We start from the raw sequence: 26,175 nt of genomic DNA on the forward strand, positions 1-26,175 counted from the left end.
GTCGGTACGTACCTGCAGCAAGAAATTAGCCAAGAATGAATAACTCGTTATTATGTTTATTTTCAATGCCTTAGGATACATACCTAATGCTTGATATCATCCAATTTCCCCAATGCTGGGTAATTCTCACCCAAAATTTATTAATCTTTATAAATCATTGGGTTATATAAATAATCTAAGGCATTGCTTCAATCGTGGATTACGCGAAAACTCAATGACACTCGGGTGCCCTTGCCTTCGTAACTGCTCAGCCTGACTGATCCGCCGAAGCGCTCCATGATCCGTTTGACCAGCACCAGCCCCACGCCCAGCCCGCCTTGCTTGGTGGTAAAAAATGGCTGGAAGGCCAGGCGCTGCTGCTGCTCGCTCATGCCTTTGCCTGTATCGGAGATACGCAAGGTCAGGCTACGCCGATCACGCCGTACGACCTCAACCCGCAACTGCCCGCCCTGCTCCATCGACTCCAGCGCGTTGGCGATCAGGCTGCTGAATATCTGCCCAAGCAAGGCCGGCTGGCCGAGTACCCGCACCGCCGGCAACGGCTTGAGCTCCAGGCTCACCCCCGCCCGAACCAGCGGCACGGCGAACGTTTGCAGGCTCTCTTGCACGGCCTGGGTTAGATCCACCGGGACTGCGTCATCATTGAGTGGCCGCAACGATTGCAGCAGTTGCCGCACCCACTGCGACATGCGGTCGACCTGACTGATGATATCGTTGACGTTTTTCTGCGCCGGCCCCTCGTCGAACACCTGGGCCAGCTCAGCACTGGAGCGAATGCTGGCCAATGGATTACGCAGGCTGTGGGCCACCGCCGAGGACATCTCACCCAGCGCCACGTAGGTCTCGTTACTGATCAGGCGCTTTTGCTGCACCGCCATCACCTTCGAGGCCCGGCGCATGATCCCGTACAAGCCGACATAGACCAGCCCAGCGCCCACCGCGATGGCCAGCCAGATCAACAGCAGCCCGTGCTCGATGCGCACGATCAGGTCATGCGGCTCCTTGTAGATTTCCACCATGGCGGTGACCCGCTCACCGTCGGCATCGAACAAAGGTATGTAGTTTTCGATGAACAGCTGCTGCGGCGGGGTGACAAACTTCTGCTCGCTGCGCGCATCGTCAAAATCGTGGTAACTGGCCGAGACGCGCATCTTGTATTCGAAGGCGCGCTCCAGATCGTCGTCCGATTCGATGATCTTGCCGGTCAAGGCCGGGTTGCTCGACCAGATTACCGTGCGATCGGGTGCGTAGATGTTGGCCAACAGTACATCTGGCAAGTGGGCGATATGATCGAGAAACTCGCCGCGGGCCCTGCGCCGCGCGTCCGGGTCGACATCGGGCATGGCCTGGTCGGTGCGTGGATCGAGTAACTCGCCCATGCTGCGCACATTGGGTATCGCTACATGGCGCACCTCGGCATCGGCGATGGAGGTAATGAACTGGGCGGTGAGCAGCGCATCGCGCTCGACGCTTTCGTCAATGATGAAACGGCTGGAGATCAGCCCAAGTCCGGCTGCGACCGAGACGATGATCGCCAGGCTTACCCAGGCATACCAGCGCAACAGGTCGAATGGCTTGCGGCTTGCGCCCCCATCAGCGCTTGCGGGCACTTCAAGCGTGTCTGGACGAGGGACGAGGTCCATGGCGGACTCCACAACTGGGCACCTGTAAGAGGTTATAGCCCAGTGTTGGGGAAACCAGGATGGCAATTGACTTATTTCGCGCCGGGTCACGCTACAGACCCTGCTGCCGGCCAATCTGCGCGCTCAGCGGTGCATCATCAGCCAAACCCTGCAGCTTTCGGTATTCACGCAGCACGTTGGGCACATAACGGCGGGTTTCGGCAAATGGAGGCACTACGCGGCCACGGCTCAGTACGGCATCGGGGCCTGCGTTATAGGCGGCCACTGCCAAGGTGATGTCATTGTCGAACAACTTAAGCATGCGCTTGAGGTAGCGCGCCCCACCCTGCACGTTAGCGGCCGGGTCCAACGCATCCTTAACGCCCATCTCCTTGGCCGTCTCGGGCATCAGTTGCATCAGCCCCACCGCGCCTCTGGGTGAACGTGCCTTGGGGTTGTAGCCCGACTCGGCCTTGATCAAGGCATGCAGCAAAGCCTGAGGCACGTCGTGGGCACGCGCGGCGGCGGCAACCTCGTCGGCATAAGGCCGACCCGTGACCCATTGCGCGTTGGCCGGCCCGGACAGCGCCGCGACCTCGCTGATCACCCGCTCATAGTGGCGTCCTGGCCGATGCACGTTGGATAACACATAGCCGCCCTTGGCATCGATGGAGATATACACATCGGCCTGAGCAGCACCCGCCGCTAGCCAGATAAGTCCCAGGATAATTCCACGCATGTCGGTCACCTCCCCGTCGTGGCCCCCGATGTGGGGGATATGCCCCGGAAAACCCGAGGTTTGAACCTCTCACGCAAGCACTGTGCCGCTTGCCATCGCCCATGGCGCAAGGCCGCGAGGCAGACGTGCACGACAGTTGCATAAGGCTTGGCGAGAACTGCCTAACCGCACTGGAGGGTTTCACCATGCAGCGCAGATCCAACGCCCAGAGAGGCTTCACCCTGCTTGAACTGTTGGTGGTGCTGGTGGTGCTCGGCTTGCTGGCCGGCATCGTCGCCCCCAAGTACTTCAGCCAACTCGGCCGCTCCGAAGCGAAAGTGGCCCGCGCCCAGATCGAAGGGCTAAGCAAAGCCCTGGACCTGTATCGCCTGGAAGTCGGTCACTACCCCAACAGCGAGCAAGGCTTGCAGGCCCTGGTCAGTGCGCCGAGCGGCGAGGCACGCTGGTCGGGCCCGTACCTGCAGAAAGCCGTGCCGCAAGACCCCTGGGGCCGCGCCTATATCTACCGCCAACCCGGCGAAAACGGTGGCGAGTACGACCTGCTGTCGATGGGCAAGGATGGCCAGCCCGGAGGCGATGGGGAAAACGCCGAAGTCACCAGCTGGCAGTAAGGAGAGCGACTATGCGCTACCACCTCAAAGCATTGGGGAGCCAAGGCGTCGTTGAGCTGCAGATCGACGCCGAGGATGCCGAGCAGGCGCGCCGCCAGGCCCATGCGCAAGGCCTGCGGGTGGTCAGCCTGCGCGGCCAGGCCAGCAGTCTGCGTGGCTTGCCCTGGCGGCGTGCCCCGGCGTTCGACCTGGTGCTGTTCAGCCAGGAACTGAGCACCCTGCTCAACGCCGGCCTGCCGCTGATCGATGCCCTGGAAAGCCTGGCCGAAAAAGCCCCTGGCGGGTCGTCCCGCAAGGTGCTCGAACAACTGGTACGGCAGCTGTATGAAGGCCGCTCGCTGTCCCAGGCGCTAAGTCAGCAACCGCAGGTGTTTCCAACCCTGTATGTGGCGCTGGTGCAGTCCAGCGAGCGCACCGGCGCCCTCGGCGATGCCCTGTGCCGTTACATCGGCTACCGCCAGCGGCTGGACCTGGTCCGGCAGAAATTGGTGGGGGCCTCGGTGTATCCGTTGCTGTTGCTGCTGGTTGGGGGCGGCGTGGTGCTATTTTTGCTGGGCTATGTGGTACCGCGCTTCAGTTTGGTGTTCGAGGGCATGGGCACTGAACTGCCCTGGCTGTCGCGAGTACTGATGCAGATTGGCCTGTTCCTGCATGCGCAGATGCTGCCACTGGCACTGGCTACGCTTGGCGCGCTGACGGTGCTGGCGCTGATGCGCCGTAACCCGGCGTTACGGCGCTGGCTGGGGCGGCAAATACGGCGCTTTGGGGCACTGCACCAGCGCTTGCTGATGTATGAACTGGCGCGCTTCTACCGCTCGCTGGGGATCTTGCTGCAAGGCGGGATATCCATTCTCACCGCCATGGGCATGGCCCGTGGGCTGCTTGGCAGCGGCACCGCGCAGGGGCTTGAGCAAGCCAGCCAGCGGGTCGCTGAAGGCCTTCCGCTGTCCGATGCACTGGAGGCTGGCGGCTTGGTGACGCCAGTGTCACTGCGCCTGCTCAGGGCCGGCGAGCAGTCGGGCAACCTGGGCGAGATGCTCGAGCGCTGCGCCGACTTTCATGACCAGGAAGTCGGCCGCTGGGTGGAATGGTTCGTGAAACTGTTCGAGCCTTTGCTGATGACCTTCATTGGCCTGCTGATCGGCCTGATCGTGATCCTGATGTACATGCCGATCTTCGAGCTGGCTTCGAGCATTCATTGAGCGCCGGCCTCAATAATCGAAGCGATCCACCGCCCGCCGCCGCTCGTTGTCATCGCGCCGGTCATAGGCGGCGGTGGTCTGGATATTGGCATGGTGGGCCAGCTTCTGCGCGATCGACAGGTCATGCTCCTCGATCACCCGGGTGATGAAGGCCCGGCGAAAATCATGGGGCATGATCTTCACCCCGACCTGGGCGCCACGCTGGCGAGCGATGTAATAGATGGCATGCTTGGTGATCCGCGCGCGGGTGATGTGATTGCCCCGGCGAATTCGATTGAACAGAAAGCCGTCATCGCCCTCACCTTCCGGTAACTGCGCCCGGCGCAGGTCGAGCCAGGCCTGTAGCTTTTCGAAAGCCCAGGCCGGCGCATACTTGACCAACTGGCGGTTGCCCTTGCCCACCACTTGCAGGCTGCGGGCCTGGAAGTCGACCTGGGCCAGATCGACATCGACCGATTCAGACTTGCGCATGCCGGTGCCGTACAACAAGGCAATGATCGCCGCATCGCGTACACCTTGCGGGCGTGGGTCGGCGGCGCAGACGTCCATCAGCTCTCGAATCAGGCTACGGCGCAGATTGCGCCCCGGTGGCAAGCGGCTGCCGCTGTCTGGCTTGACTTCGCGTATGCGCAGCAACTGCTCGTGGTCGATCAGGCCCTGGCGCCAGGCTTCATTCATCACCCCGCGCACCGCGTTGACATACAACGACGAGGTATTTGGCGCATAGCCATCGGCACGCAGCGCCGCCACCAGAGCGATGACATGGCCAGGCTCAAGCCGGTGCCACGGCACCTCTTCGATATCGCAATCGACGAACCCCAGGCGGTCGGCGCCATCCTGGAGAATGTAACGCATGGTCAACTGGCTGGAGGGCGCCAAGCGCGCCAGATACTGCAGCAGCGGATTGTGCAGGAGATCAGACAAAACGTGGATCCTGTAGCGTGAAACGGGGGCGAAAACGGTGCCATCACCTTGATATACAAGGGCTTTGCGCAGTGTGAAGGCGTTGATGGTACCTCATTCCTACTGCGCTGATCGAACCTGAGGCCCAGCCCCTGGGTGGGCTAGAGTGGTAGCCATGACCATTGAGCGCCGAGGCAGCATGGCTTTGCACCGTTTGACCCGCACCCACCCGCGCCTGAGCTTCGCCGCTCTTGCCGGACTGGTGGGCGCCTGGCTGATCCCAGCAGATGATCTGACTCAACACATTCTCGCGGGCTGGAACCTGGGTGTCTGGCTGTACTTGCTGTTGGTCGCCTGGCTGACCTGGCGGGCCACGCCTGACACGGTGCGCAAGGTCGCCCGGGTCGAGGATGAGAACGCAGCGCTGGTGCTGTTCACCGTGTGCATCGCGGCTATCGCCAGCCTTGCCGCAGTGACCCTGCAACTGGTGTCCAGCCGCGGCCTGCAAGGCAGTGCGCTCGCCTTGCACTACCTGTACACCGGGCTGACGGTGGCGGGCTCCTGGCTGCTGATCGGCTGCATCTTCAGCCTGCATTACGCGCGCCTGTTCTACACCGACAAAGGCCACCAGCCGCTGTTGCGCTTTGCCGACAGCGAGCGCAACCCCGACTACTGGGACTTTCACTACTTCTCCTTCACCATCAGCGTCGCTGTGCAGACCTCTGATGTCGGTGTCGGCGGCCGGGGCATGCGCCGGGTGGTGCTGGCCCACTCACTGGTAGGCTTCGTATTCAATACCGCCATCCTGGGTTTCACCATCAACATTGCTGCCGGCCTGCTTGGCGCAAATTAGCTGCACCGTCGGTCGGAAACTGCTGGGCAGGCGCAGGCGGAAAAACAGCACAGCCCTCCTCTCGCCCCAGTACCTGCGGGCGGCGAAAACGTTTGCCTGCCAACCGCCGCCGGCAGGCGTCCAAGCAGGTGCTGTGACCGCCGTCATGCATTAGCACATTTGTCATATTTTCTGCGGGACACTGCCATGCCAAGTGCTATCGTTACAGTCCCACCGGCCGCATGAGTGGCCACATGATCACCGCGTTCAAGACGAGGACAAGGAGGCTGGCATGAACAAGATGACGTTCCCCAACGCCTGCCAGGTGATGCGCTGGCACTTCCACCCTTTGGGGTTCGAAGCCAGCATGGATGCGCCGCGCAGCATGATCGCCCGCCTGTTCGACCGCGCCACTGGCGAAACCGTACTGGCCATCGCCGGCATTCCCTGTGCGGCGATCATGGCCGCTGCCGATGTCGAACGGATCATCGAAGCGGTAGAAGATGAGATGGCCGCGTTCGTCCCGTCGTTCGCCTTGCGCGACGCGGTCTAGCCGACCTGCTGCTGTTTTTCCCGCAATGCCACCAGCCCTGCCATGAACTGTTCGGCAGGTACCGGCCTGCCCATCAGGTAGCCCTGCAGCGAATCGCACCCCAAGCGGGTGAGAAAGTCTTGCTGGCGATCGGTCTCGACCCCCTCGGCAACAATCCGCAGGCCCAGTGCCTGGCCAAGGGCGACGATGGCCGAGACGATCGCGGCGTCATCGCTGTCGTGCTCAAGGTCACGGACGAATCCGCGATCGATCTTCAGTTCGTTGGCCGGCAGGCGCTTGAGGTACATCAGGCTCGAATAGCCGGTGCCAAAGTCGTCGATGGAAATGTCCACGCCCATGTCGGACAGCTTCTGCAGCACGGTCAGGCTGGCATCGGCGTCGTGCATGGCCGTGGTTTCGGTGATCTCCAGGGTCAAGCGGTTGGCGGGCAGCTGATTGCGCTGCAAGGCGCTGGCAACACTGGCCACCAGGCCTGCGTGGCAAAACTGGATCGCCGACAGGTTGACCGCCATGCGCCAGTCTTGATGCCCCTGCTCCAGCCACTCGCGCATCTGCCGACACGCTTCATCGAGCACCCATTCACCGATGGGGATGATCAGCCCGGTTTTTTCCGCAAGGCCGATGAAGCGGTCCGGCAGCAGTAGCCCCTGCTGCGGATGATCCCAACGCAGCAACGCCTCGGCACCAATTGGCTGACGCAGGGTAGCGTCGAATTTAGGCTGGTAATGCAGGCGGAACTGACCAAGCTCCAACGCCGCGCGCAGGTCCTGGAGCAATTGCAGCTGCTGGCGAGCGTTGCTGTTCATCGACACGTCGAAGAAGCTGTAGCCGTTCTTGCCTGCGCTCTTGGCGTGGTACATCGCCGCATCGGCGTTACGCAGCAGTTCGAGCTGATCGACGCCGTTGCCCGGATAGAGGACGATGCCCAGGCTCGCGGTCAGTTGCAGGTCGTGCTCGGCCACGCGAAATTGCCGCGAGACCAGGTTGACCTGCTTGGCCGCCACATCCATGGCGTCTTCCGGCTCTTGCAGCTCGACCAGCAGGACGAACTCATCGCCGCCAATCCGCGCCAGGGTGTCCTGGCTGTGCAAGTGACCACGCAGGCGCGAGGCGACAGCCTTGAGCAACTGATCACCGACATGATGGCCAAACGCATCGTTAACCGGCTTGAAGCCATCCAGGTCGATGAACATCAGCGCGAAACAACCGCCCTGCTCGGCCACCTTGCCGATTGCCTGGTCGATCCGATCAGCCAGCAGGGTGCGGTTGGGCAAGCCGGTAAGGATATCGTGCAGCGCCAACTGGGTGAGTTCCTGGTTGGCTAGCGTCAGCGACCGCGCAAGCTCTGCGGTGCGCGCTTCCAGCCGGGCATCGAGGACCGAGGTCAACAGTGCCACTGAGAGCACCGCCAAGGTGGTGATCAGCACCAGATAATCCAGGCCCTCGCCACTGAGGCCTGTGGTCAACGCGCCGCAGAAGCTGCCCTCGGGGAAGTTCGCCGCCGCCATGCCGGTGTAGTGCATGCCCACGATGGCAACCCCCATCACCACGGCCGCCGCGCCGCGGATCTGCCGCACATAAGGTGTGTGCTGGCGTAGACGGAAGGCAATCCACAGCGCCGCGGCCGAAGCGCCGACCGCGATCGCCAGCGAGGCGCCGAACAGCGTCGGGTCGTAATCGATGCCTGGTTGCATGCGCAGGGCAGCCATGCCCATGTAATGCATGCTGCTGATGCCACTGCCCATGATCAGCGCGCCGCAGCCCAGTTGCAGCAACGGCAGGCTGGGCTGGCTCACCAGCCATAAGGCAAAGCCACACGACAGCACCGCGATCAGCAACGACAGCGCGGTCAGTGGCAAGTCATAGCCCAGGTCGATCGGCAAACTGAAGGCGAGCATGCCAATGAAGTGCATCGACCACACGCCGATACCCATGGCCAACGCCCCGCCAGCCATCCACAAATGCGCCGCGCGGCCCTTGGCCGTGGCGATCCGCCCGGTCAGGTCCAGGGCGGTGTAGGAGGCAAGAATGGCGACGCACAGCGAGATCAACACCAGCGAGGAAGAGTAGCTACCGATCAGCATTGGCACATCCAGCAGCGGGCGTGGGGGGGCCCGCAAAAAGCTGATAATTGTACTCAAGCTTTAGCGAAACGCACGGGTTTTCGCGAATGAGAACGGATCCAATCCTGTGTTAGCGGGGCCGCTGCGCGCCCCCTGAACTCGGCCGCCAACTACCTATAGACAGCCGCATACGCCTCACGCAAATCACACGCCCAGCCATCGAGCACAGCCTTGACGTTATCCGCCGTCATCACCTGCCGGTCATTCTCCAGCGGCACCCCGGTGCCCATCCTCATCACCTCGGCCACCACCGCCCCGGTCGCGCCATCCTCGAATGAAAGCTCAGTGCTGATCTCGCTGTCCTGATCACGTATCCCGGTGGCAGTGCTCACCCCGGCCGCGACCAAGGTAATCGGCAGCCACTCATAAAAGCGCAGGCCCTGGGTACTGGCCGCAACCCGGGTAATTGCAGGCCTGACCACCAAGGTATGCGGGCCTGGCTTGTCGACCACGGTCAAGACTTTGCCCAGCTCGTGCTTGAGCGACGCATCGTAATAGCCAAGCACGTTAGTCAAGGTAGCCCCAGGAATCCGCTCGGTCGGCTCGAACCGCGGGTAGAACACGCTGGGGGCAAAGTACACCTGGGTGTACTGCCCCCGACTCACGCCAGGGCTGACCCAGCTCAGCACCGTCTGGCCCGAGGGCGCTTGACGCTGGCTGAGCAGGCTATAGTCCTGGAGAAACCCGGCGTGCATCTCACTGGGCGCCTTTTTGCTGCTACAGGCCGACAAGGTCAACACGGCGGCAAACAGCAGCGACAGCGAACGGTTGCTTCTCATCACGGCAATCCCTTTAACAGCAACGTGGTCATACATGGACTTGGCTACCTTCAGCGCCTTCGGAGCAGGCGATGCGCAGTTGCCCATGGGCCATGATCCAGGCGATCAGCTCGGCGGTGGGCACGGCGTGGGCGTACTCGACCCAGTGACCGCTGTCCGGGCTGTAGTGCTCGACGTAGCGGCGCAGCACTACCTGGTGCTGATCCTGGGCCAGCCCCAGGCAGGACTGCTGGAAAATGATCGGCTCGTCGCGCCCGGTGGTGGTGGTGCGCTGCATCAGGATCAACGAGCGGGCGATGTCGTGTGCGGGATACTTGCTGTGCAAAACCTTCATGGACGCCCCCTTTGGCTTGGAAAGCCGGCAGAGTGCCCGGCGGGTTTTGCTGGAGAATGTCCGCTTGATGGCTGCGCTGACGCTTTGTTGCTCGATTGAAATATATGACCCAACCTGGGCAATGGTTTTACAGTTGCCCTTTTTCGCCTGTGGATCTGAGTGAACGTGAGCAGACTGCTGATCGTCGACGACGATATGGAAATCCTGTCGTTGCTGAAGAAGTTCTTCCTTCAGCATGCCTATGAGGTGGATGTCGCCCCGCACGGCGAGGCGATGTGGGCGGCGATCGCCCAGCAGCGCCCGGACACCATCATTCTCGACCTGATGCTGCCTGGTGAAGGCGGCCTGAGCCTGTGCCAGAAAGTCCGCGCGCAAACCGGCATCCCGATCATCATGCTCACTGCCATGGCCGAACTGAGCGACCGCATCGTCGGCCTGGAACTGGGCGCCGACGACTACCTGACCAAGCCGTTCGCCCCGCGTGAGCTGCTGGCGCGGTTGCGCGCCTTGCAGCGCCGGGTAGGCGAACGGCAAGTGCCCGTCAGCGAACCGTCACGGCCGATAATCGGCTTTGCCGGTTGGCACCTGGACATCACCGCGCGCGAGCTGCGCTCGCCTGAAAACGTGATGATTCCACTGTCTGGCGGTGAGTTCGATCTGTTGCTGGTGTTTCTCGAGCATCCACAGCGCATCCTCACCCGCGAGCAACTGATCGATCTCACCCACGGCCAAGGCCACGACGCTTATGACCGCAGCATCGACGTGCAAGTCAGCCGCCTGCGGCGCAAGATCGAGCCCGACAGCAAGCGCCCGGACCTGATCCGCACCGTGCGCAATGGCGGCTACATGTTCACCGCCAAGGTCAGCCGCTCGTGACAACACCGCGCTGGCGCCGCGATACCCTCAACCGGCGCATCGCCCTGACCATCCTGGTGGCGATGCTGATCTCGTTGGCCCTCAATGCCCTATTCGTGCAGGTGGCAGGCATCTGGGCGCGGCCGCCGATCGACCGCACTGGCCTGCTGGACCAGATTGCCGCCACCGCGCGAGTGATCGAAGCCGCCCCAGCGCCCCTGCGCCCGCAATTGGCCAATGCCGCCAGCAGCCCCATGCTGCAGGTGCAATGGCAAGCCGAGCGCCGCGCATTCGATTTGCCGCCGGGTGGCGCGCAGGTCGACCCCGGCAAAGTGCCCGTGCTGCGCCAATTGCTCGGCAATCAGCGGGAAATCGAAGTCTACCGGCCCAGTGACTGGCCCAGCGGCAGCGCCCAGGCGCGGTATGCGGTGCTGATCGAGTTCGGCGATGGCAGCTGGCTGTCCTTCGTGCCACCCGAGCGCAGCTGGGGTCTGAACTTGCCGGCCCGCATTGGCGTGATCATCGCCCTGGGGCTGATCGCCACCTTGCTGGTCGCCTGGATCGCCACCCACCAACTGGCCAAGCCCCTGCAACGCTTTGCCGGTGCGGCCCGGCGCTTTGGAGGTGATCTAAGCGCGCCACCGATCAAGCTTGAAGGTCCCCACGAAATCCGCCAGGCGATCATCGCCTTCAATACCATGCAAGCGCAGATTCAGCATTTCATCGCTGAGCGCACCCACATGCTCGCAGCCATCTCCCACGACCTGCGTGCGCCGTTGACGCGGATGCGCTTGCGCAGTGAGTTCATGGAAGACCTCGACCACCAGCGCAAACTGATTCGCGATGTCGAAGAAATGCAGTCGATGATCAACGCCGCCCTGGCGTTTTTCCGCGAAGACACGGCGCTGGAGCAAAGCACCGCGTTCGATCTGTCGGAGCTGCTGCAAACCATCATCGACGACTACCGCGACCAGGGCATTGCCGTCGACTTCGCCGGCCCCGCGCACCTCGTGTATGACGGCCGGCCGCTGAGTATCAAGCGCGTGGTGGTCAACCTGCTGGACAATGCAGTGAAGTATGGCCGACAGCCGCGCATTGATCTGAGCAGTGACCAGCAAGCTGTGCGCATCGAGGTTAGCGACCAAGGGCCGGGGATTCCCGAACCCGCCCTGCAGCGGGTGTTCGACCCATTCTTTCGTCTTGAGGGCTCGCGCAACCGCGACACCGGCGGGGTTGGCCTGGGCCTGTCGGCAGCGCGGGCGATCGTGCGTGAGCAAGGCGGCGAGCTCACCCTGCGCAATGGCAGCGGCTCAGGGCTGATTGCGCAGGTTGAGCTGCCGGGGCGTAGCTGAAGCAAATCTGCAGGGGCTGTACCGGCCCTATCGCGGGGCAAGCCCGCTCCTACAGGCCGGCGGGTGCCTCTGCAGGTACGGGCCCGCGATAGCGCCGACGATGCCCCCGTAGGAACGGGCTTGCTACGCGATAGCGCCGGCGATGCCCTCGTAGGAGCGGGCTTGTCCCGCGACAGGGCCGGCGATGCCCCCGTAGGAGCGGGCTTGCCCCGCGATAGCGCCGGCGATGCCCCCGTAGGAGCGGGCTTGCCCCGCGATAGCGCCGGCGATGCCCTCGTAGGAGCGGGCTTGCCCCGCGATAGCGCCGGCGATGCCCTCGTAGGAGCGGGCTTGCCCCGCGATAGGGCCAGCAACCGCTACCTCTCAGTCCTGGGCGCGCTCAGCCTCGGCAAACGCCTGCTCGGCATCCCAGCCACCACCCAGCGCAGCAATCAACTGCACACTGGCCACCAGCCGCCCTTGCAACAGGGTCAGCACACTGCGCTCGTTACTCAGGGCAGTGGTCTGCACATTGACCACATCCAGATAGCCAATCAACCCAGCGCGATACTGGTTCTCGGTCAGGCGCAGCGACTCACGGGCAGCGTCCAGCGCCTCCTGGCGCACCACCGCCTCGTCGCCGTAGACCTTGAGCTGGACCAGGTAGTTCTCGACTTCCTTGAAGCCGTCGAGCACGGTCTGGCGATACTGCGCCACGGTCTGGTCATACACCGCAACGGTGCGATCGACCTCGGCGCTGCGCTTACCGGCATCGAACAAGGTCATGGCCAGCGATGGCCCCACCGACCAATAGCGGTTGGGCAGCTCGATCCAGTTGCTGAAGCTACTGCTCGAATAGCCGCCACTCATGCTCAGGCTCAAGTCTGGGAAGTACGCCGCACGCGCCACGCCGATATTGGCGTTGGCCGCCATTACGTTGCGCTCCGCCGAGGCGATATCGGGGCGCCGTTCCAAGAGCTGCGAGGGCAACGAAACGGGAATCTGCGGCAAGGCCGGTATCGACTTGCTGTCAGCCAGGGCGAAATCGGCCGGGGCCTTGCCCATCAGCACGGCAATGGCGTTCTCGTACTGCGCGCGCTGCCAGATCAGGTCGATCAGGTCGGCCTGGGTGCTTTTGAGCTGGGTGCGCGCCTGGGCCACCGCATCCGGGCCGGAAACACCGGCGCGGTACTGGTTCTCGGTCATCTTCAGCGAACGCTCATAGGCAGCCACGGTGGCCTCCAACAAGCGCTTCTGCTCATCGATGACGCGCAGTTGCAGGTAGTTCTGCACCAGTTCCGACTGCAAGCTAAGGCGAATCGCCGCCAAGTCGGCAAAGCTGGCTTGCGCGCTGGCTTCGTTGGCATTGAGCGTCTCGCGCAGCTTACCCCACAGGTCGATCTCCCAACTGACGCCGAGCTGGGCGTTGTAGGTATTGCGGATGCCGCTGCTGTTGTTCGACAGGCTTGAGCTGCTACTGCCAGTACCTTGCGCCGAACGGGTCTTGCCGGCCGACAGGTCGAGGCTGGGGAACAGCGAAGCGCGGCTGCTGCGAATCAGTGCCGTCGCCTGGCGGTATTGGGCCTCGTACTGGGCAACGGTCTGGTTGCTGCGGTTGAGTTCTTCGACCAGGGCATTGAGCCCGGCATCGCCATACAGCTCCCACCAGGCGCCACGGGCAATAGCGTCGGAGGGATTGGCCTGGGTCCAGCCTTCGGCCTGCTTGAATTGCGCAGGCGTGGCCAGCTCCGGCCGCTGGTAGTCGGGGCTCAAGGTGCAGGCACTGAGCATCAGTGCGCACAGGCTGGCGCCGAGCAGTCGCGAGCCGCGGCCACGGCCCAGCTGCTGCAGGGCACGGTGAAGTGGGGTCTGGGCAAAGTTCATAGCGGGGTATCCAGAGCGGCGTCGGTGCGCACGCCGCGCCAACGGTTGAATCGGTGACGCAGGCGGTCGAGGTAGAGGTAGACCACCGGCGTTGTGTATAGGGTCAGGACCTGGCTAAACACCAGACCGCCAATGATGGTCAGGCCCAATGGCTGGCGCATCTCGGCACCTTCGGCGCTGCTGAGCATCAACGGCAGCGCGCCGAGAATGGCGGCGATGGTGGTCATCAGGATCGGCCGCAGACGCAGCAGGCACGCGCGGCGAATCGACTCCTCCGGGCTCATGCCTTGCTGACGCTCCAGTTGCAGGGCCAGGTCGATCATCAGGATGGCGTTCTTTTTCACCACACCGATCAACAGGAACAGGCCAAGCAGCGAGATCAGGCTGAACTCGCCACCGGTGACGTACAACGCCAACAACGCGCCGACGCCAGCCGAGGGCAAGGTCGAGAGAATGGTCAGCGGGTGGATGTAGCTCTCGTAAAGAATGCCCAGCACCAGGTAAACCAGCACCAGCGCGCCAAGGATCATCAGTGGCTGGCCTTCCTGGGTCTTGGTAAAGGCATCGGCGGTGCCACCGAGCTTGGCGATCACTTCCTCGGGCAGGCCGAGCTTGGCCACTGCCCTCTCCACCGCGGCCATCGCCTGGTCGGGGCTGTAGCCTTCGGCAACGTCGAAGGCGATGTCTTCGGCGGCGAACTGGCCCTCGTGGCTGACGCGGTCATTGGCCAGACTGTTCTCGTAGCGGGCGAAGGCCGACAGCGGTACACGTGCGCCGTCCGCAGTGATTACCTGGACTTGCTCCAGGGTGCTCGGGTCCCAGGCATACTTGGGGTTGATCTCCAGCACGACCTGGTACTGGTTGAGGCTGTCGTAGATGGTCGAGATCTGCCGCTGGCTGTAGGCGTTGTTGAGCACGCTGGTGACCATTTCCATGTCGATGCCCAGGCGCTTGGCCTGATCGCGGTCGACGACCAGGGTCACTTGCTGGGTGCCGGCGCCATCACGGGCGTCGATAGCGGTCAACTCAGGCAGTGCGCGCAAGGCCGCGGTGACTTTCGGGAACCACTCGCGCAATGCCGCCAGGTCACCACTTTGCAGGGTATACAGGTACTGCGAGGTGGTCTGGTCGCGCCCGCCGCCGCCCAATTGCAGGTCCTGGTCGGCCATCAGGTAAAGCCGCCCGCCTGGCACCTTGGGCATTTCCTTGCGCAGGCGTTCGATCACCTGCTGGGCGTTGAGCTTGCGCTCGGCAATCGGCTTGAGGCGGACCAGAACCATGGCGTTGTTGGTACCGCTATTGCCACCAATGAAGCCGGCCACGCTCTGCACGGCCGGGTCTGCGAGCAGCGCGCGGCGGTAGACCTCCATCTTCGGCTGCATCACGGTGAACGACAACCCGTCGTCGCCGCGGATGAAGCCCATCAGCTGACCGGTGTCTTGCTGCGGCATCAGGGTCTTGGGCACCACCACGTACAGGGCGACGTTGACCCCGATGGTCACCAGCAAGCTGAGCAGGGTCAGGCGGCGATGACGCAAGACCCAACCCAGGCTGCGGTCGTAACCGGCGACCATGCGCTGGTGAACCTTGTCGCTCCAGCGTTGCAAGCGGTTCTGCTCCTGCTGGTGCGGGCGCAACCAGCGCGCGCAGAGCATCGGCGTGAGGGTCAGCGATACCACCAGCGAGACGATGATCGCTGCGGCCAGGGTGATGGAAAACTCCTGGAACAGGCTACGCACGATCCCGCCCATGAACAGGATCGAGACGAACACCGCAACCAGCGAGACGTTCATCGACAGCAGGGTGAAGCCCACTTCCTTGGCGCCGAGGAACGCCGCGCGCATCGGTGGCTCGCCGTTCTCGATATGCCGGGAGATGTTCTCCAGCACCACGATGGCATCGTCCACCACCAGGCCGGTGGCCAGAATCAGCGCCATCAGCGACAGGTTGTTCAGGGAAAACCCGCACAGGTACATGACCGCGAACGTGCCGACCAACGACACCGGCACCGCTAGGCTTGGGATCAGCGAGGCGCGCAGGTTGCCGAGGAACAGGTACACCACCAGGATCACCAGCACCACCGCGATCAACAAGGTGTGCTCGGCTTCCTTGAGGGTCGCCTTGATCACCGGCGAGCGGTCCATGGCGATGTTCAGTTTGACGCTGGCCGGCAGCAGCGATTCCAGGGCCGGCAGCTGCGCCTTGATCTGCTCGACGGTTTCGATGATGTTGGCGTTGTTCTGCCGGTTGATCACCAGCAACACCGCGCTCTGGTCGTTGAAGAAGCCGCTGTTGTAACGGTTCTCGACGCTGTCGGTGATCGTCGCCACATCAGACAGGCGCAGGATCGAGCCATCGCTCTGGCGAATCACCAGCGGCGCGTAGTCCTTGGCTTTCTCCAACTGGTCGTTGGCGCGCACCTGCCAATTGCGTTCGGCGTCTTCGACAAAGCCCATCGGCCGGCGCTGGTTGGCGTTGGCCACCGCCGTGCGCACTTCATCCAGCGACAGCGCGTATTGGTTGAGTAGCTGTGGCTCCAGCGAGATGCGCACCGCTGGCAGCGAGCTGCCGCCGATCTGCACTTCCCCTACCCCGCTGACCTGGGCCAGGCTTTGCGACAGGATGGTGTCGGCCAGGTCATACAGCTGACCCTTCTGCAAAACGTCGGAGGTCAACGACAGGACCATGATCGGCGCCTGCGATGGGTTGATCTTCTTGTAGGTAGGCATGCTGCGCATGCCGCTGGGTAGCAAGTTACGAGTCGCGTTGATTGCCGCCTGCACCTCGCGTGCCGCGCCATCGATATCACGGCCTTGCTCGAAACCGATGATCACCCGGGTCGAGCCCTGGTTGGAGCTACTGGTCAGGGTGGTGACCCCGGCGATGGCACCGAGCTTGCGCTCCAGTGGCGTGGCTACGGTGGAAGCCATGACCTCGGGGCTTGCGCCCGACAGGTTGGCCGACACCACGATCACCGGGAAGTCCATCTGCGGCAGCGGCGCCACCGGTAGCAAGCCGAAGCTGACCCCACCGAGCAGCATGATCGCCAGGCTCAGCAGCATGGTCGCCACTGGCCGGCGGATGAACGGGCCGGAGAGATTCATGCCTTGGCCTGCTTGGCGTCAGCAGCCGGACGCCAGCGGCGGGCCAGGCGGTCGAAGTACAGGTAGATGACCGGCGTGGTGAACAGCGTCAGCACCTGGCTGACCAGCAGCCCGCCGACCATCACCAGGCCCAGCGGCTGACGCAGCTCGGCACCGGAGCCGGTGGCGAGCATCAGCGGCACCGCGCCAAACAACGCGGCCAGGGTGGTCATCAGGATCGGCCGGAAGCGCAGCAGTGCTGCCTGGTAGATCGCCTCCTGCGGCGCCATGCCCTGATTGCGTTCGGCCTCCAAGGCGAAGTCGATCATCATGATGGCGTTCTTCTTGACGATACCGATCAGCAGGATGATGCCGATGATCGCGATCATGCCCAGGTCATTACCGCTGAGGATCAACGCCAGCAAGGCGCCGACCGCTGCCGACGGCAGGGTCGAGAGGATGGTTACCGGATGGATGTAGCTCTCGTACAGCACGCCAAGCACGATGTACATGGTCACCACCGCCGCCAGGATCAGCAGCAAGGTGCTCGACAGCGAAGCCTGGAAGGCTTCGGCGGCGCCTTGGAAACGGGTCTGTACGCCAATGGGCATGCCGATGTCCTGCTGGACCTGCTCGATGGCCTGGACTGCCTCGCCCAAGGCCACGCCTGGCGCCAGGTTGAACGACATCATCACCGCCGGGAACTGGCCGATGTGCGAGATCGCCAGCTGCGCCTGGCGCTGCTCGATACGCGCCAGGGCCGAGAGGCGCACCTGGCCACCGTCGCTGGCCTTGACGTGGATCGACTCCAGCGCCGCTGGGCCGATGCTGGCCGCAGCCTGCGACTGCAGCACCACGCGGTACTGGCTAGCCTGGGTATAGATGGTGGAAATCTGGCGTTGGCCGAAGGCGTCGTACAGGGCATTGGTGATCTGCGCCACGTTGATGCCCAGGCGGCTGGCCATGTCACGGTCGATCACCAGGTAGACCTGTAGGCCCTTGTCTTGCAGGTCGCTGGCGACATCGCGCAGCTCGGCGCGCTGCTGCAGGGCCTGGACCAGCTTGCCGCTCCACTGCGCGAGCATGTCGGCGTCTGGGGAGGACAGGCTGAACTGGTACTGGGTGCGACTGACCCGATCTTCGATGCTCAAGTCCTGCACTGGCTGCATGAACAAGCGAATACCCACCAGCTTGTCGACCTGCGGTTGCAGTCGATCGATCACCTGGCTGGCAGTGACGTCGCGCTCGCCATGGGGCTTGAGGTTGATCAGCAGGCGGCCACTGTTGAGCGTGGCGTTGTCACCATCGACGCCGATATACGAGGACAGGCTCTGCACCGAAGGGTCTTGCAGAATGACCTTGCTCAGCGCCTGCTGGCGCTCGCTCATGGCGGCGAATGAGGTCGATTGCGGCGCTTCGGAGATGCCCTGGATCACCCCGGTGTCCTGCACCGGGAAGAAGCCCTTGGGCACGATCATGTAGAGGAACACGGTCAACACCAGGCTGCCAACCGCCACCAGCAACGTCAGCGGCTGGTGCTTGAGGACCCACTGCAGGCCCCGCCCATAGTGCTCGATCAGCCAGTCGATCCACGCGCCGCTGGCACGGTAGAAGCGGCTCTGCTCTACCTCCTTGGGCTCGCGCTTGAGCAAGCGCGCGCACATCATCGGGGTCAAAGTCAGCGACACCACCAGGGAAATCAGGATGGCCACGGCCAAGGTGATGGCGAACTCACGGAACAGCCGGCCGACCACGTCGGCCATGAACAGCAGCGGGATCAGTACGGCAATCAGCGAGAAGGTCAGCGAGATCAGGGTAAAGCCAATCTGCCGCGCGCCCTTGAGCGCCGCCTGCATCGGCGTCTCGCCCTCCTCGATGTGCCGGGAGATGTTCTCCAGCATGACGATGGCATCGTCCACCACGAAGCCGGTGGCGATGGTCAGAGCCATCAGGGTCAGGTTGTTGATGGAAAAGCCCGCCAGGTACATCACACCGAAGGTGCCGATCAACGACAGCGGCACGGCAATCGAGGGAATGATGGTCGCACTGAAGCGGCGCAGGAACACGAAGGTCACCATCACCACCAGGACGATGGCGATCAGCAGCTCGTGCTGCACGTCGGTAACGGCGGCGCGGATGGTCTGGGTGCGGTCGGTGAGTACCATCACATCGAGGCCGGCCGGTAGGTTGTCGGTGATCGATGGCAGCAGATCCTTGATCCGGTCGACCACTTCAATGACGTTGGCCCCCGGCTGGCGCTGGATATTGAGCAGCACCGCCTGGTTCTCGTTGGCCCAGGCCGCCAGGCGCTCGTTTTCGGCACCATCGACGATTTCGGCGACGTCCTTCAGCCGCAGCGGCGCGCCATTGGTGTAGGCGAGGATGAGGTTGGCGTATTCCTCGGGCGAGCGCAGCTGGTCGTTGGCATCGAGCATCGACACCCGGGTCGGGCCGTCGAAGTTGCCCTTGGGCTGGTTGACGTTGGAGGCGCCGATCAAGGTGCGCACGTCATCCAGGTTCAAGCCATTGGCAGCCAGGGCGTCGACGTTGACCTTGATCCGCACTGCCTGGCGCTGGCCGCCAGCGATGCTGACCATGCCCACGCCGCTGATCTGGGCGAGCTTTTGCGCTACCCGGGTATCGACCAGGTCGTTGAGCTTGGGCAACGGCATGGTCTTGGACGAGATGGCCAGGGTCAGCACCGGGGTATCGGCCGGGTTGACCTTGTTGTACACCGGGGGGGCCGGCAGGTCGCTGGGCAATAGGTTGCTGGCGGCGTTGATCGCTGCCTGCACCTGCTGCTCGGCGACGTCCATGTTCATGTCCAGGCTAAAGCGCAGGGTCAGCACCGAGGCGCCGCCGGAGCTGGTCGAAGCCATCTGGGTCAGGCCTGGCATCTGGCCGAACTGGCGCTCGAGGGGCGCGGTAACCGCACTGGTCATCACCTGCGGACTGGCACCGGGATACAGGGTCATGACCCGAATAGTCGGGTAGTCGACCTGGGGCAAGGCCGCGACTGGCAGCAGCTTGTAGGCGATCAGGCCGGCCAGGACGATGGCCAGCATGCTCAGCGTGGTGGCGACCGGCCGCAGGATGAACAGGCGCGAGAGGTTCATGCGCCCGCCTTGTCCGACTTACCGGCCTCGATCGCGCCATTGGCGTCCTGGCCTTGCAAATGCTGACCGGGGGTGGTCGGCACTTGCGAGCTGTCTTCGACCACTTCGACCTTGCTGCCTTCGCGCAGGCGGTCGGTGCCTTCCAGCACCAATCGATCACCGGCAGCCAGGCCTTCGAGGATTACACTGCGTTCGCCATCGCTGGCACCGACCTTGAGCTTGCGCACATTGACCGTGTTCTGTTCGTTGACCACGTAGGCGAAGGTGCCTTCGTTACCGAACTGGATCGCCGCGGCCGGCGCCAAGACCACCTGTTTGAGGGTATCGGCAAGCAGGCGCACGTTGACGAACTGATTGGGGAACAGGGCCTGGTCCTTGTTTTCGAAGCGGCCCTTGAACTTGAGGGTGCCGGTGGTGGTGTCGATCTGGTTATCCAGGCTGCCGAGCACACCGGTGGCCTGCAATTTGCTGTCGCCACGGTCCCAGGCCTCGACGGGTAACGCCGCGCCGCTGCGGTAGCGCTCGAGCACGGTGCTCAGCTCGGTTTCCGGCAGAGTGAAGGCGACGCTGATCGGCTCGGTCTGGGTGATGACCACCAGTGCAGTGGTGTCATTGGCAGCAACCAGGTTGCCCAGGTCGAGCTGACGCAGGCCCAGGCGCCCGTTGATCGGTGCGCGGATCTGGGTGAATTCGAGGTTCAGTCGGGCATCGCTTACCGCTGCCTGGTTGGTCTTGACCAAGCCCTGGAACTGCGCCACCTGTGCTTCGGCAGTGTCCAGGGTTTGCTTGGCGATGCTGTCTTCAGCGTACAGGCCTTTATAGCGCGCCACGTCGACCTGGGCGTTTTTCAACTGCGCCTGGTTTTGCGCCAGCGTGCCTTCGGCCTGCTGCAAGGCGATGCGGTAGCTGCGCGGATCGATCTCGGCGAGCAGATCGCCAGCCTTGACCTGCTGACCTTCCTTGAAGTGGATCTTGACCAGCTCACCGGCAACGCGGCTGCGCACATTGACCGTGTTGTTCGCCGTGACCGTGCCCAACGCCTTGTAATACAGCGGGAAGTCGCCGACCTGCACCGGTTCGACTCGCACCGGCACCGCCTCGGTCGAGCCACCAAAGCCTGGGCGGCCATTTTTCCCCATGCGCCCGGCCGGTTCCTTGGAGGTCGACGCAGCGGGCCACAGCCACCAGGCCAGCAAGGCCACCAGTAGCAGGATCAGCAGGCCGATGAGCCAGCGACGAGGGGAGCGGGAGACGGAAGCTTGCATGGGTTGAACGAACCTTGTTCGGAAACGGCGACGTGGGAGGGTGAACGATAAGCATTGAGACCGGTTTAGCAAAGCGGCTTTACCAGGCATTTACCTTTGGCTGACGTTGCTAAAACGATGAACTTTAAATGAAAACGGCCTGGAAATCGTTCCAGGCCGTTTCAGGGTGTTGCTGTTGGGGCCGCTGTGCGGCCCATCGCAGGCAAGCCAGCTCCTACAGGGGCTAAGTCGCCATTCAGATCCGCGATTACTTCAGGACAGCCAGCGCTGCCTCGTAGTTCGGCTCTTCAGCGATCTCGCCAACCAGCTCGCTATGCAGGACTTTGTCGTTCTCGTCCAGCACTACGACCGCGCGGGCAGCCAGGCCAGCCAGCGGGCCGTCAGCAATGGCCACGCCGTAGTTCTCGAGGAACTCACGACCACGCAGGGTCGACAGGTTCTTGACGTTTTCCAGGCCTTCGGCACCGCAGAAACGCGCTTGGGCGAACGGCAGGTCAGCCGACACGCACAGCACCACGGTGTTGGCCAGGTCATTGGCCTGGGCGTTGAACTTGCGTACCGAGGTAGCGCAGGTTGGGGTATCGACGCTTGGGAAGATGTTCAGCACCTTGCGCTTGCCGGCGAAGTCCTTCAGCGACTGGTCAGACAGGTCTGCACCAACCAGCGAAAAGGCCGGAGCCTGGGCGCCAGCCTTCGGCAGGACACCTTTGACCTGAACTGGGTTGCCTTTGAGGGTCACTTGAGCCATGAGCGTAATCCTTATACGGGGTTTGGAAAGGACACTGAGTTAAGCATGAAGCTGCGCCCAAGCCTATGGCCGCACATAAAAATGTCCGGGTGGCGACAGCCGACCCGGACATTTCTTACAACAATAACGCGATCAGCCCAGAAGGCTGTCTACCAGCGAGTAGACCACCGAGGTAATGGCGACCAGACCCACCACCACCACGAACACATTGGACATCGCGCCACTGTACTTGCGCATCGACGGCACTTTGCGGATGGCGTACATCGGCATCAGGAACAGCAGCACGGCGATGATCGGCCCGCCGAGCGATTCGATCATGCCCAGGATGCTCGGGTTGAGCGTGGCGACGATCCAGCACACCACCAGCATCAGCGCGGCGACCATGCGGTCCAGGGCCTTGGCGCCTGGACGCAGGCCGGCCTTGGTGATGATGCCTTTAAGGCCTTCGCTGGCGCCAATGTAGTGGCCCAGGAACGACTTGGCGATGGCAATGAAGGCAATCAATGGCGCGGCAAAGGCGATGGTCGGATTGCTGAAATGGTTGGCCAGGTACGACAGGATCGACAGGTTCTGCGCCTTGGCTTCAGCCAGTTGAGCGCTGTCCAGGGTCAGTACGCAGCTGAACACGAAGAACAGCACCATGGCCACCATCAGCAGGTGGGCGCGCGACAAGATCTGCCCGCTGCGCTGATCGGCATGCTCGCCATAGCGACGTTTCTGGTCGACGGCGAACGCCGAGATGATCGGCGAGTGGTTGAAGGAGAACACCATCACCGGAATCGCCAGCCACACGGTGTGCAGGAAGGCCGAGCCAGACGGCACCTGCATGGCGGTGTCGAGGATGCCGCCACTCCAGTGCGGCACCAGGTACAGCGCCAGCAGCGCCAGGGCAACGATGAACGGGTAGACCAGCAGGCTCATGACCTTGACCGTGGCCTGCTCGCCGCAGCGCACGATCGCCAGCAGGCCCAGGATCAACACGAACGACAGCAGCGCGCGCGGTGGCGGGGTCATGTGCAGCTGGTGCTGCATGAAGCTGGTGACCGTGTTGGTCAACGCCACGCTGTAGATCAGCAGGATCGGGAAGATGGCAAAGAAGTACAGGATGGTGATCAGTGCACCGGCCTTGATGCCGAAATGCTCTTCGACCACCTCGGTGATGTCGCCGCTGCGCCCGGACAGGACAAAGCGGGTCAGGCCGCGGTGAGCGTAGTAAGTCATGGGGAATGCGAGGATAGCGAGGATCAGCAGCGGCCAGAAGCCGCCCAGGCCTGCGTTGATCGGCAGGAACAGGGTTCCGGCGCCGATAGCCGTGCCAAACAGGCCCAGCATCCAGGTAGTGTCTTGACGCGACCAGCTGTCGAGGACGGCGGGGGACGATTGTTCGAAGCGTTGTTCAACGCCTTGGGCCTGCTCATTCATTCCGGGTGCAACTCCACTCGCAAGACTGCAACAGGCTGAGAGTGGCGAAACAGAGGGATCGCACACCTCAACCGAAAAGAGGGGCGCGATTGTGCACTGAAAGGTTGCACTTGCGAAGCCCCGCCCGAGGGACGGTTGCACCTTTTACGTGTACGAATGGGGGATCTGCAGTGTCATGGGTGTGGGAGCGGGCTTGCCCCGCGATAACGATCTGGCCGACAGCACTCGGCTACCGACCAGAACGCAATCCTATCAACCTTGCTGAACCGCGGCGAACGCCTCGGCAACACGGCGCAGGTTGTCTGGGCGCAGCCCCGACATGCAGACCCGGCCGCTGTCAATCAGGTAAACGCCGAACTCGTCGCGCAGACGGCGCACTTGCTCGACGTTGAAGCCGGTGTAGCTGAACATGCCACGCTGCTCGAGGAAGAACTGGAAGTCCTGACCTGGCAACAGCTCGCCGAGCAGATCGACGAGGCCCTGGCGCATTTGCAGGATACGCTTGCGCATCACTTCGACTTCCGCCGCCCACTGGGCATTGAGCCCGGCATCGCCCAGTACGCCTGCTACCAACTGCGCACCAAATGCCGGTGGGCTGGAGTAGTTGCGGCGCACAGTGGCCTTGAGCTGACCCAACACGCTCTGCGCGGTCGCCTGGTCATCACAGACCACCGACAGGCCCCCTACCCGTTCGCCATACAGCGAGAAGATTTTCGAGAACGAGTTGCTGACCAGGCACGGCACACCGGCACGGGCCATTTCGCGAATGGCGTAGGCGTCTTCAACCAGGCCTTCGCCAAAGCCTTGATAGGCGATATCGAGGAACGGGATCAGCTCACGCGCCTTGACCACTTCGACCACTTGCTGCCATTGGCTCTGGTCCAGGTCGACACCGGTCGGGTTGTGGCAGCACGGGTGCAGCAGCACCACGCTGTTTGGCGCCAAGGTCTGCAGGGTTGCCAGCATGCCGGCAAAGTCCACCCCACGGGTGCTCGCATCGAAGTACGGGTAGGTGTTGACCTTGAAACCTGCACCTTCGAAGATGGCCCGGTGGTTGTCCCAGGTCGGATTGCTCACCCAGACTTCGGACTGCGGGAAGTAGCGCTTGAGGAAGTCGGCGCCGACTTTCAGCGCACCAGAACCACCGACTGTCTGCACGGTGGCCACCCGCCCGCCAGTGACGGCCGGATGATCGCTACCGAACAGCAGTGCCTGGATCGCTTGGCGGTAGCTGGCCAGGCCTTCCATCGGCAGGTACAGCGAAGCTTCATGGGGCTGACCGGCCAGGCGCTTTTCCACCTCGGCCACGGCCGCCAGCTGCGGCACGACGCCGGCCTCATCGTAGTACAGGCCGATACTCAGGTTGACCTTGTCGGCACGCGGGTCGGCCTTGAAGGTTTCCATCAACGAGAGGATCGGATCGCCGGCATAGGCATCGACATGTTTGAACACAGCGCACAGCTCCTTGAATCAGGACAGTTCGGAAATGCTTGAGCGAGGATACCCGCAGTTGCGCCCAAGGAACATCACCTTGGTGCAACAGAGTCAGTGCAAGGCTGCACGACCCGCCAGGTGTGTCCCTTGCAGGACTACTAGTAGGAGCGGGCTTGCCCCGCGATAGCGCCAGTTCAGCCAGCCATTGCCTCAAGCTCGTGCAACTCCTGCTCGGTCAACGCCACCCCTTCACGCTCAGCCACCTCGCGCTCGCGATAACGCCGCTCACCCGGCATGCGCGTCAACCCCACCGCCTGCATCTGCGCAACCAGCTCGCGGCTGCGCTGGGCAAAGCGATCACCCTCGGCCTTACTTGGGTCAATGACGATGATCAGCTGCCCAGTCCAAGGCGTCTTCGCCCCCGGATGACCGTTCCAATCGAACTCCCAGGAGAAGTTGCCGCCGGTCAATGCCGCTGCCAGCAGCTCGACCATCATCGACAGCGCCGAGCCCTTGTGCTCGCCAAACGGCAATAGCGCGCCACCTTCAAGAATCGCCTTGGGGTCAGTGGTCGGCTGGCCATTGGCATCCACCCCCATGCCCAGCGGCAGTTGCTGACCGGCGCGCGCCGCGATCTGCACATCGCCATGGGCCATGGCGCTGGTAGCCATGTCGAAGACGATCGGGTCAGTCCCGGCGCACGGGGCAGCGAAGGCAATCGGGTTGGTGCCGAACAGCGGTTTGCTGGCGCCATGGGGCACCACGCAGGTCATGCTGTTGACCACGCTGAGCGCCACCAAGCCCTCATCGGCGAACGGCTCGACATCCGGCCAAAGGGCCGCGAAATGGTGCGAGTTGTGAATCGCCAGCACGGCAATCCCGGCGCTGCGCGCCTTCTCGACCAGCAGCGCGCGCGCCGCAGCCAGGGCAGGCTGGGCAAAGCCACCACCGGCATCGACCCGGACATACCCCGACGCCACATCACTGACCTGCGCGACGGCCTTGCCGTTGACCCAGCCACTGGCCAGGGTCGAGACGTAGCCGGGAATGCGGAATACGCCATGGCTATGGGCGCCGTCACGCTGGGCACTGGCGCAGTTGAACGCCAGCGCACTGGCGACTTGCTGGCTGCAGCCATGGCGCTCGAGGATCGCTTGCAGCAACGCCTGCAATTGGGCAAACGGCACGCGCACGACAGCGCTGGTGGAGGGTGCGGACATCTGAAGCTCCTTTCTTGGAATTATTGGAAACGCAATGGCAACAGCGTTGGCAATGACAAAAACTTTCATGCATGTGACAGCTATCTGTCAAATGTTGACTTGGTGACAGAAAAGATCCA

At 62.9% G+C, this 26,175-nt stretch carries 20 protein-coding genes; 6 read left to right on the forward strand and 14 right to left on the reverse strand.

The genetic code is table 11. The features are described 5' to 3' along the window. Positions 1 to 188 precede the first annotated feature (188 nt). Positions 189 to 1,643 carry a sensor histidine kinase gene (locus tag ACI2JX_RS17000; protein WP_404690562.1) on the reverse strand — a complete coding sequence of 485 codons (1,455 nt, stop codon included), beginning with the start codon at positions 1,641 to 1,643 and terminating at the stop codon, positions 189 to 191. 91 nt (positions 1,644 to 1,734) lie between these two features. After that, a complete protein-coding gene (locus ACI2JX_RS17005) occupies positions 1,735 to 2,361 on the reverse strand; it encodes a lytic transglycosylase domain-containing protein (RefSeq protein ID WP_404690563.1) in 627 nt (208 codons plus the stop codon). Between the two features lie 185 nt (positions 2,362 to 2,546). On the opposite strand from ACI2JX_RS17005, the gene gspG reads away from it, so the two are divergent. Next, positions 2,547 to 2,972, forward strand: a complete 426-nt coding sequence (gene gspG / locus ACI2JX_RS17010) for a type II secretion system major pseudopilin GspG (protein WP_186554309.1) — start codon at positions 2,547 to 2,549, stop codon at positions 2,970 to 2,972. An 11-nt stretch (positions 2,973 to 2,983) separates the two neighbouring features. Continuing rightward, positions 2,984 to 4,174: a type II secretion system F family protein gene (locus tag ACI2JX_RS17015; protein ID WP_404690564.1), complete on the forward strand. Its 1,191-nt coding sequence runs from the start codon at positions 2,984 to 2,986 to the stop codon at positions 4,172 to 4,174. A gap of 9 nt (positions 4,175 to 4,183) precedes the next feature. On the opposite strand, the gene xerC is transcribed toward ACI2JX_RS17015, so the two are convergent. Continuing rightward, entirely contained in the window at positions 4,184 to 5,098 is a 915-nt protein-coding gene (gene xerC / locus ACI2JX_RS17020; protein ID WP_404690565.1) for a tyrosine recombinase XerC, read from the reverse strand. A gap of 178 nt (positions 5,099 to 5,276) precedes the next feature. Between xerC and ACI2JX_RS17025 the strand changes: the two genes are divergently transcribed. Together ACI2JX_RS17025 and ACI2JX_RS17030 are read left to right on the forward strand one after the other, a co-directional pair. Further along, the gene (locus tag ACI2JX_RS17025) at positions 5,277 to 5,930 is read left to right on the forward strand and encodes a DUF1345 domain-containing protein (protein ID WP_264232801.1); all 654 of its coding nucleotides are present in this window, start codon (positions 5,277 to 5,279) and stop codon (positions 5,928 to 5,930) included. Positions 5,931 to 6,201: 271 nt separating this feature from the next. After that, complete coding sequence (locus ACI2JX_RS17030) at positions 6,202 to 6,462, forward strand: DUF1652 domain-containing protein (protein WP_186554305.1); 261 nt, start codon at positions 6,202 to 6,204, stop codon at positions 6,460 to 6,462. Here the strand turns inward: ACI2JX_RS17030 and ACI2JX_RS17035 are convergent. From ACI2JX_RS17035 to ACI2JX_RS17045, 3 genes are all read right to left on the reverse strand, one after another. Further along, the gene (locus ACI2JX_RS17035) at positions 6,459 to 8,546 is read right to left on the reverse strand and encodes a putative bifunctional diguanylate cyclase/phosphodiesterase (RefSeq protein WP_404690566.1); all 2,088 of its coding nucleotides are present in this window, start codon (positions 8,544 to 8,546) and stop codon (positions 6,459 to 6,461) included. The genes ACI2JX_RS17030 and ACI2JX_RS17035 overlap by 4 nt on opposite strands. Positions 8,547 to 8,695: 149 nt before the next feature. Further along, complete coding sequence (locus ACI2JX_RS17040) at positions 8,696 to 9,364, reverse strand: DUF3313 domain-containing protein (RefSeq protein ID WP_404690567.1); 669 nt, start codon at positions 9,362 to 9,364, stop codon at positions 8,696 to 8,698. Between the two features lie 28 nt (positions 9,365 to 9,392). Next, positions 9,393 to 9,698: a hypothetical protein gene (locus tag ACI2JX_RS17045; protein WP_186557094.1), complete on the reverse strand. Its 306-nt coding sequence runs from the start codon at positions 9,696 to 9,698 to the stop codon at positions 9,393 to 9,395. Positions 9,699 to 9,863: 165 nt separating this feature from the next. Here ACI2JX_RS17045 and ACI2JX_RS17050 point away from each other — a divergent pair, with 165 nt between their 5' ends. Both ACI2JX_RS17050 and ACI2JX_RS17055 read left to right on the forward strand, forming a co-directional pair. Beyond that, a complete protein-coding gene (locus tag ACI2JX_RS17050; RefSeq protein WP_264232581.1) occupies positions 9,864 to 10,574 on the forward strand; it encodes a response regulator in 711 nt (236 codons plus the stop codon). Positions 10,575 to 10,636: 62 nt separating this feature from the next. Continuing rightward, positions 10,637 to 11,905: an ATP-binding protein gene (locus ACI2JX_RS17055; RefSeq protein ID WP_404690621.1), complete on the forward strand. Its 1,269-nt coding sequence runs from the start codon at positions 10,637 to 10,639 to the stop codon at positions 11,903 to 11,905. A 363-nt stretch (positions 11,906 to 12,268) separates the two neighbouring features. Here the strand turns inward: ACI2JX_RS17055 and ACI2JX_RS17060 are convergent, their stop codons facing one another. The 8 genes from ACI2JX_RS17060 to ACI2JX_RS17095 all read right to left on the reverse strand — a co-directional run bounded on the left by ACI2JX_RS17060 (position 12,269) and on the right by ACI2JX_RS17095 (position 26,056). After that, the gene (locus ACI2JX_RS17060; protein ID WP_368972213.1) at positions 12,269 to 13,768 is read right to left on the reverse strand and encodes an efflux transporter outer membrane subunit; all 1,500 of its coding nucleotides are present in this window, start codon (positions 13,766 to 13,768) and stop codon (positions 12,269 to 12,271) included. Beyond that, positions 13,765 to 16,872, reverse strand: a complete 3,108-nt coding sequence (locus ACI2JX_RS17065) for an efflux RND transporter permease subunit (RefSeq protein WP_186557088.1) — start codon at positions 16,870 to 16,872, stop codon at positions 13,765 to 13,767. Before ACI2JX_RS17065 ends, ACI2JX_RS17060 begins: the two co-directional genes overlap by 4 nt. Next, complete coding sequence (locus tag ACI2JX_RS17070; protein WP_404690568.1) at positions 16,869 to 19,967, reverse strand: MdtB/MuxB family multidrug efflux RND transporter permease subunit; 3,099 nt, start codon at positions 19,965 to 19,967, stop codon at positions 16,869 to 16,871. The genes ACI2JX_RS17065 and ACI2JX_RS17070 overlap by 4 nt, the downstream gene beginning before the upstream one ends. After that, positions 19,964 to 21,232: an MdtA/MuxA family multidrug efflux RND transporter periplasmic adaptor subunit gene (locus ACI2JX_RS17075; RefSeq protein ID WP_264232577.1), complete on the reverse strand. Its 1,269-nt coding sequence runs from the start codon at positions 21,230 to 21,232 to the stop codon at positions 19,964 to 19,966. The genes ACI2JX_RS17070 and ACI2JX_RS17075 overlap by 4 nt, the downstream gene beginning before the upstream one ends. Before the next feature lie 247 nt (positions 21,233 to 21,479). After that, positions 21,480 to 21,980, reverse strand: coding sequence for a thiol peroxidase (gene tpx, locus ACI2JX_RS17080; RefSeq protein WP_264232576.1), 501 nt, complete (start codon positions 21,978 to 21,980; stop codon positions 21,480 to 21,482). Positions 21,981 to 22,112: 132 nt separating this feature from the next. After that, positions 22,113 to 23,402, reverse strand: a complete 1,290-nt coding sequence (locus ACI2JX_RS17085) for a serine/threonine transporter (protein WP_404690569.1) — start codon at positions 23,400 to 23,402, stop codon at positions 22,113 to 22,115. A gap of 252 nt (positions 23,403 to 23,654) precedes the next feature. Beyond that, a complete protein-coding gene (locus ACI2JX_RS17090; RefSeq protein WP_264232574.1) occupies positions 23,655 to 24,854 on the reverse strand; it encodes an amino acid aminotransferase in 1,200 nt (399 codons plus the stop codon). A gap of 176 nt (positions 24,855 to 25,030) precedes the next feature. After that, positions 25,031 to 26,056: an Ldh family oxidoreductase gene (locus ACI2JX_RS17095; RefSeq protein ID WP_186557078.1), complete on the reverse strand. Its 1,026-nt coding sequence runs from the start codon at positions 26,054 to 26,056 to the stop codon at positions 25,031 to 25,033. Positions 26,057 to 26,175: the final 119 nt, after the last annotated feature.

This window comes from Pseudomonas sp. NPDC088890, from assembly GCF_044900155.1.
GTDB lineage: Bacteria > Pseudomonadota > Gammaproteobacteria > Pseudomonadales > Pseudomonadaceae > Aquipseudomonas > Aquipseudomonas urmiensis.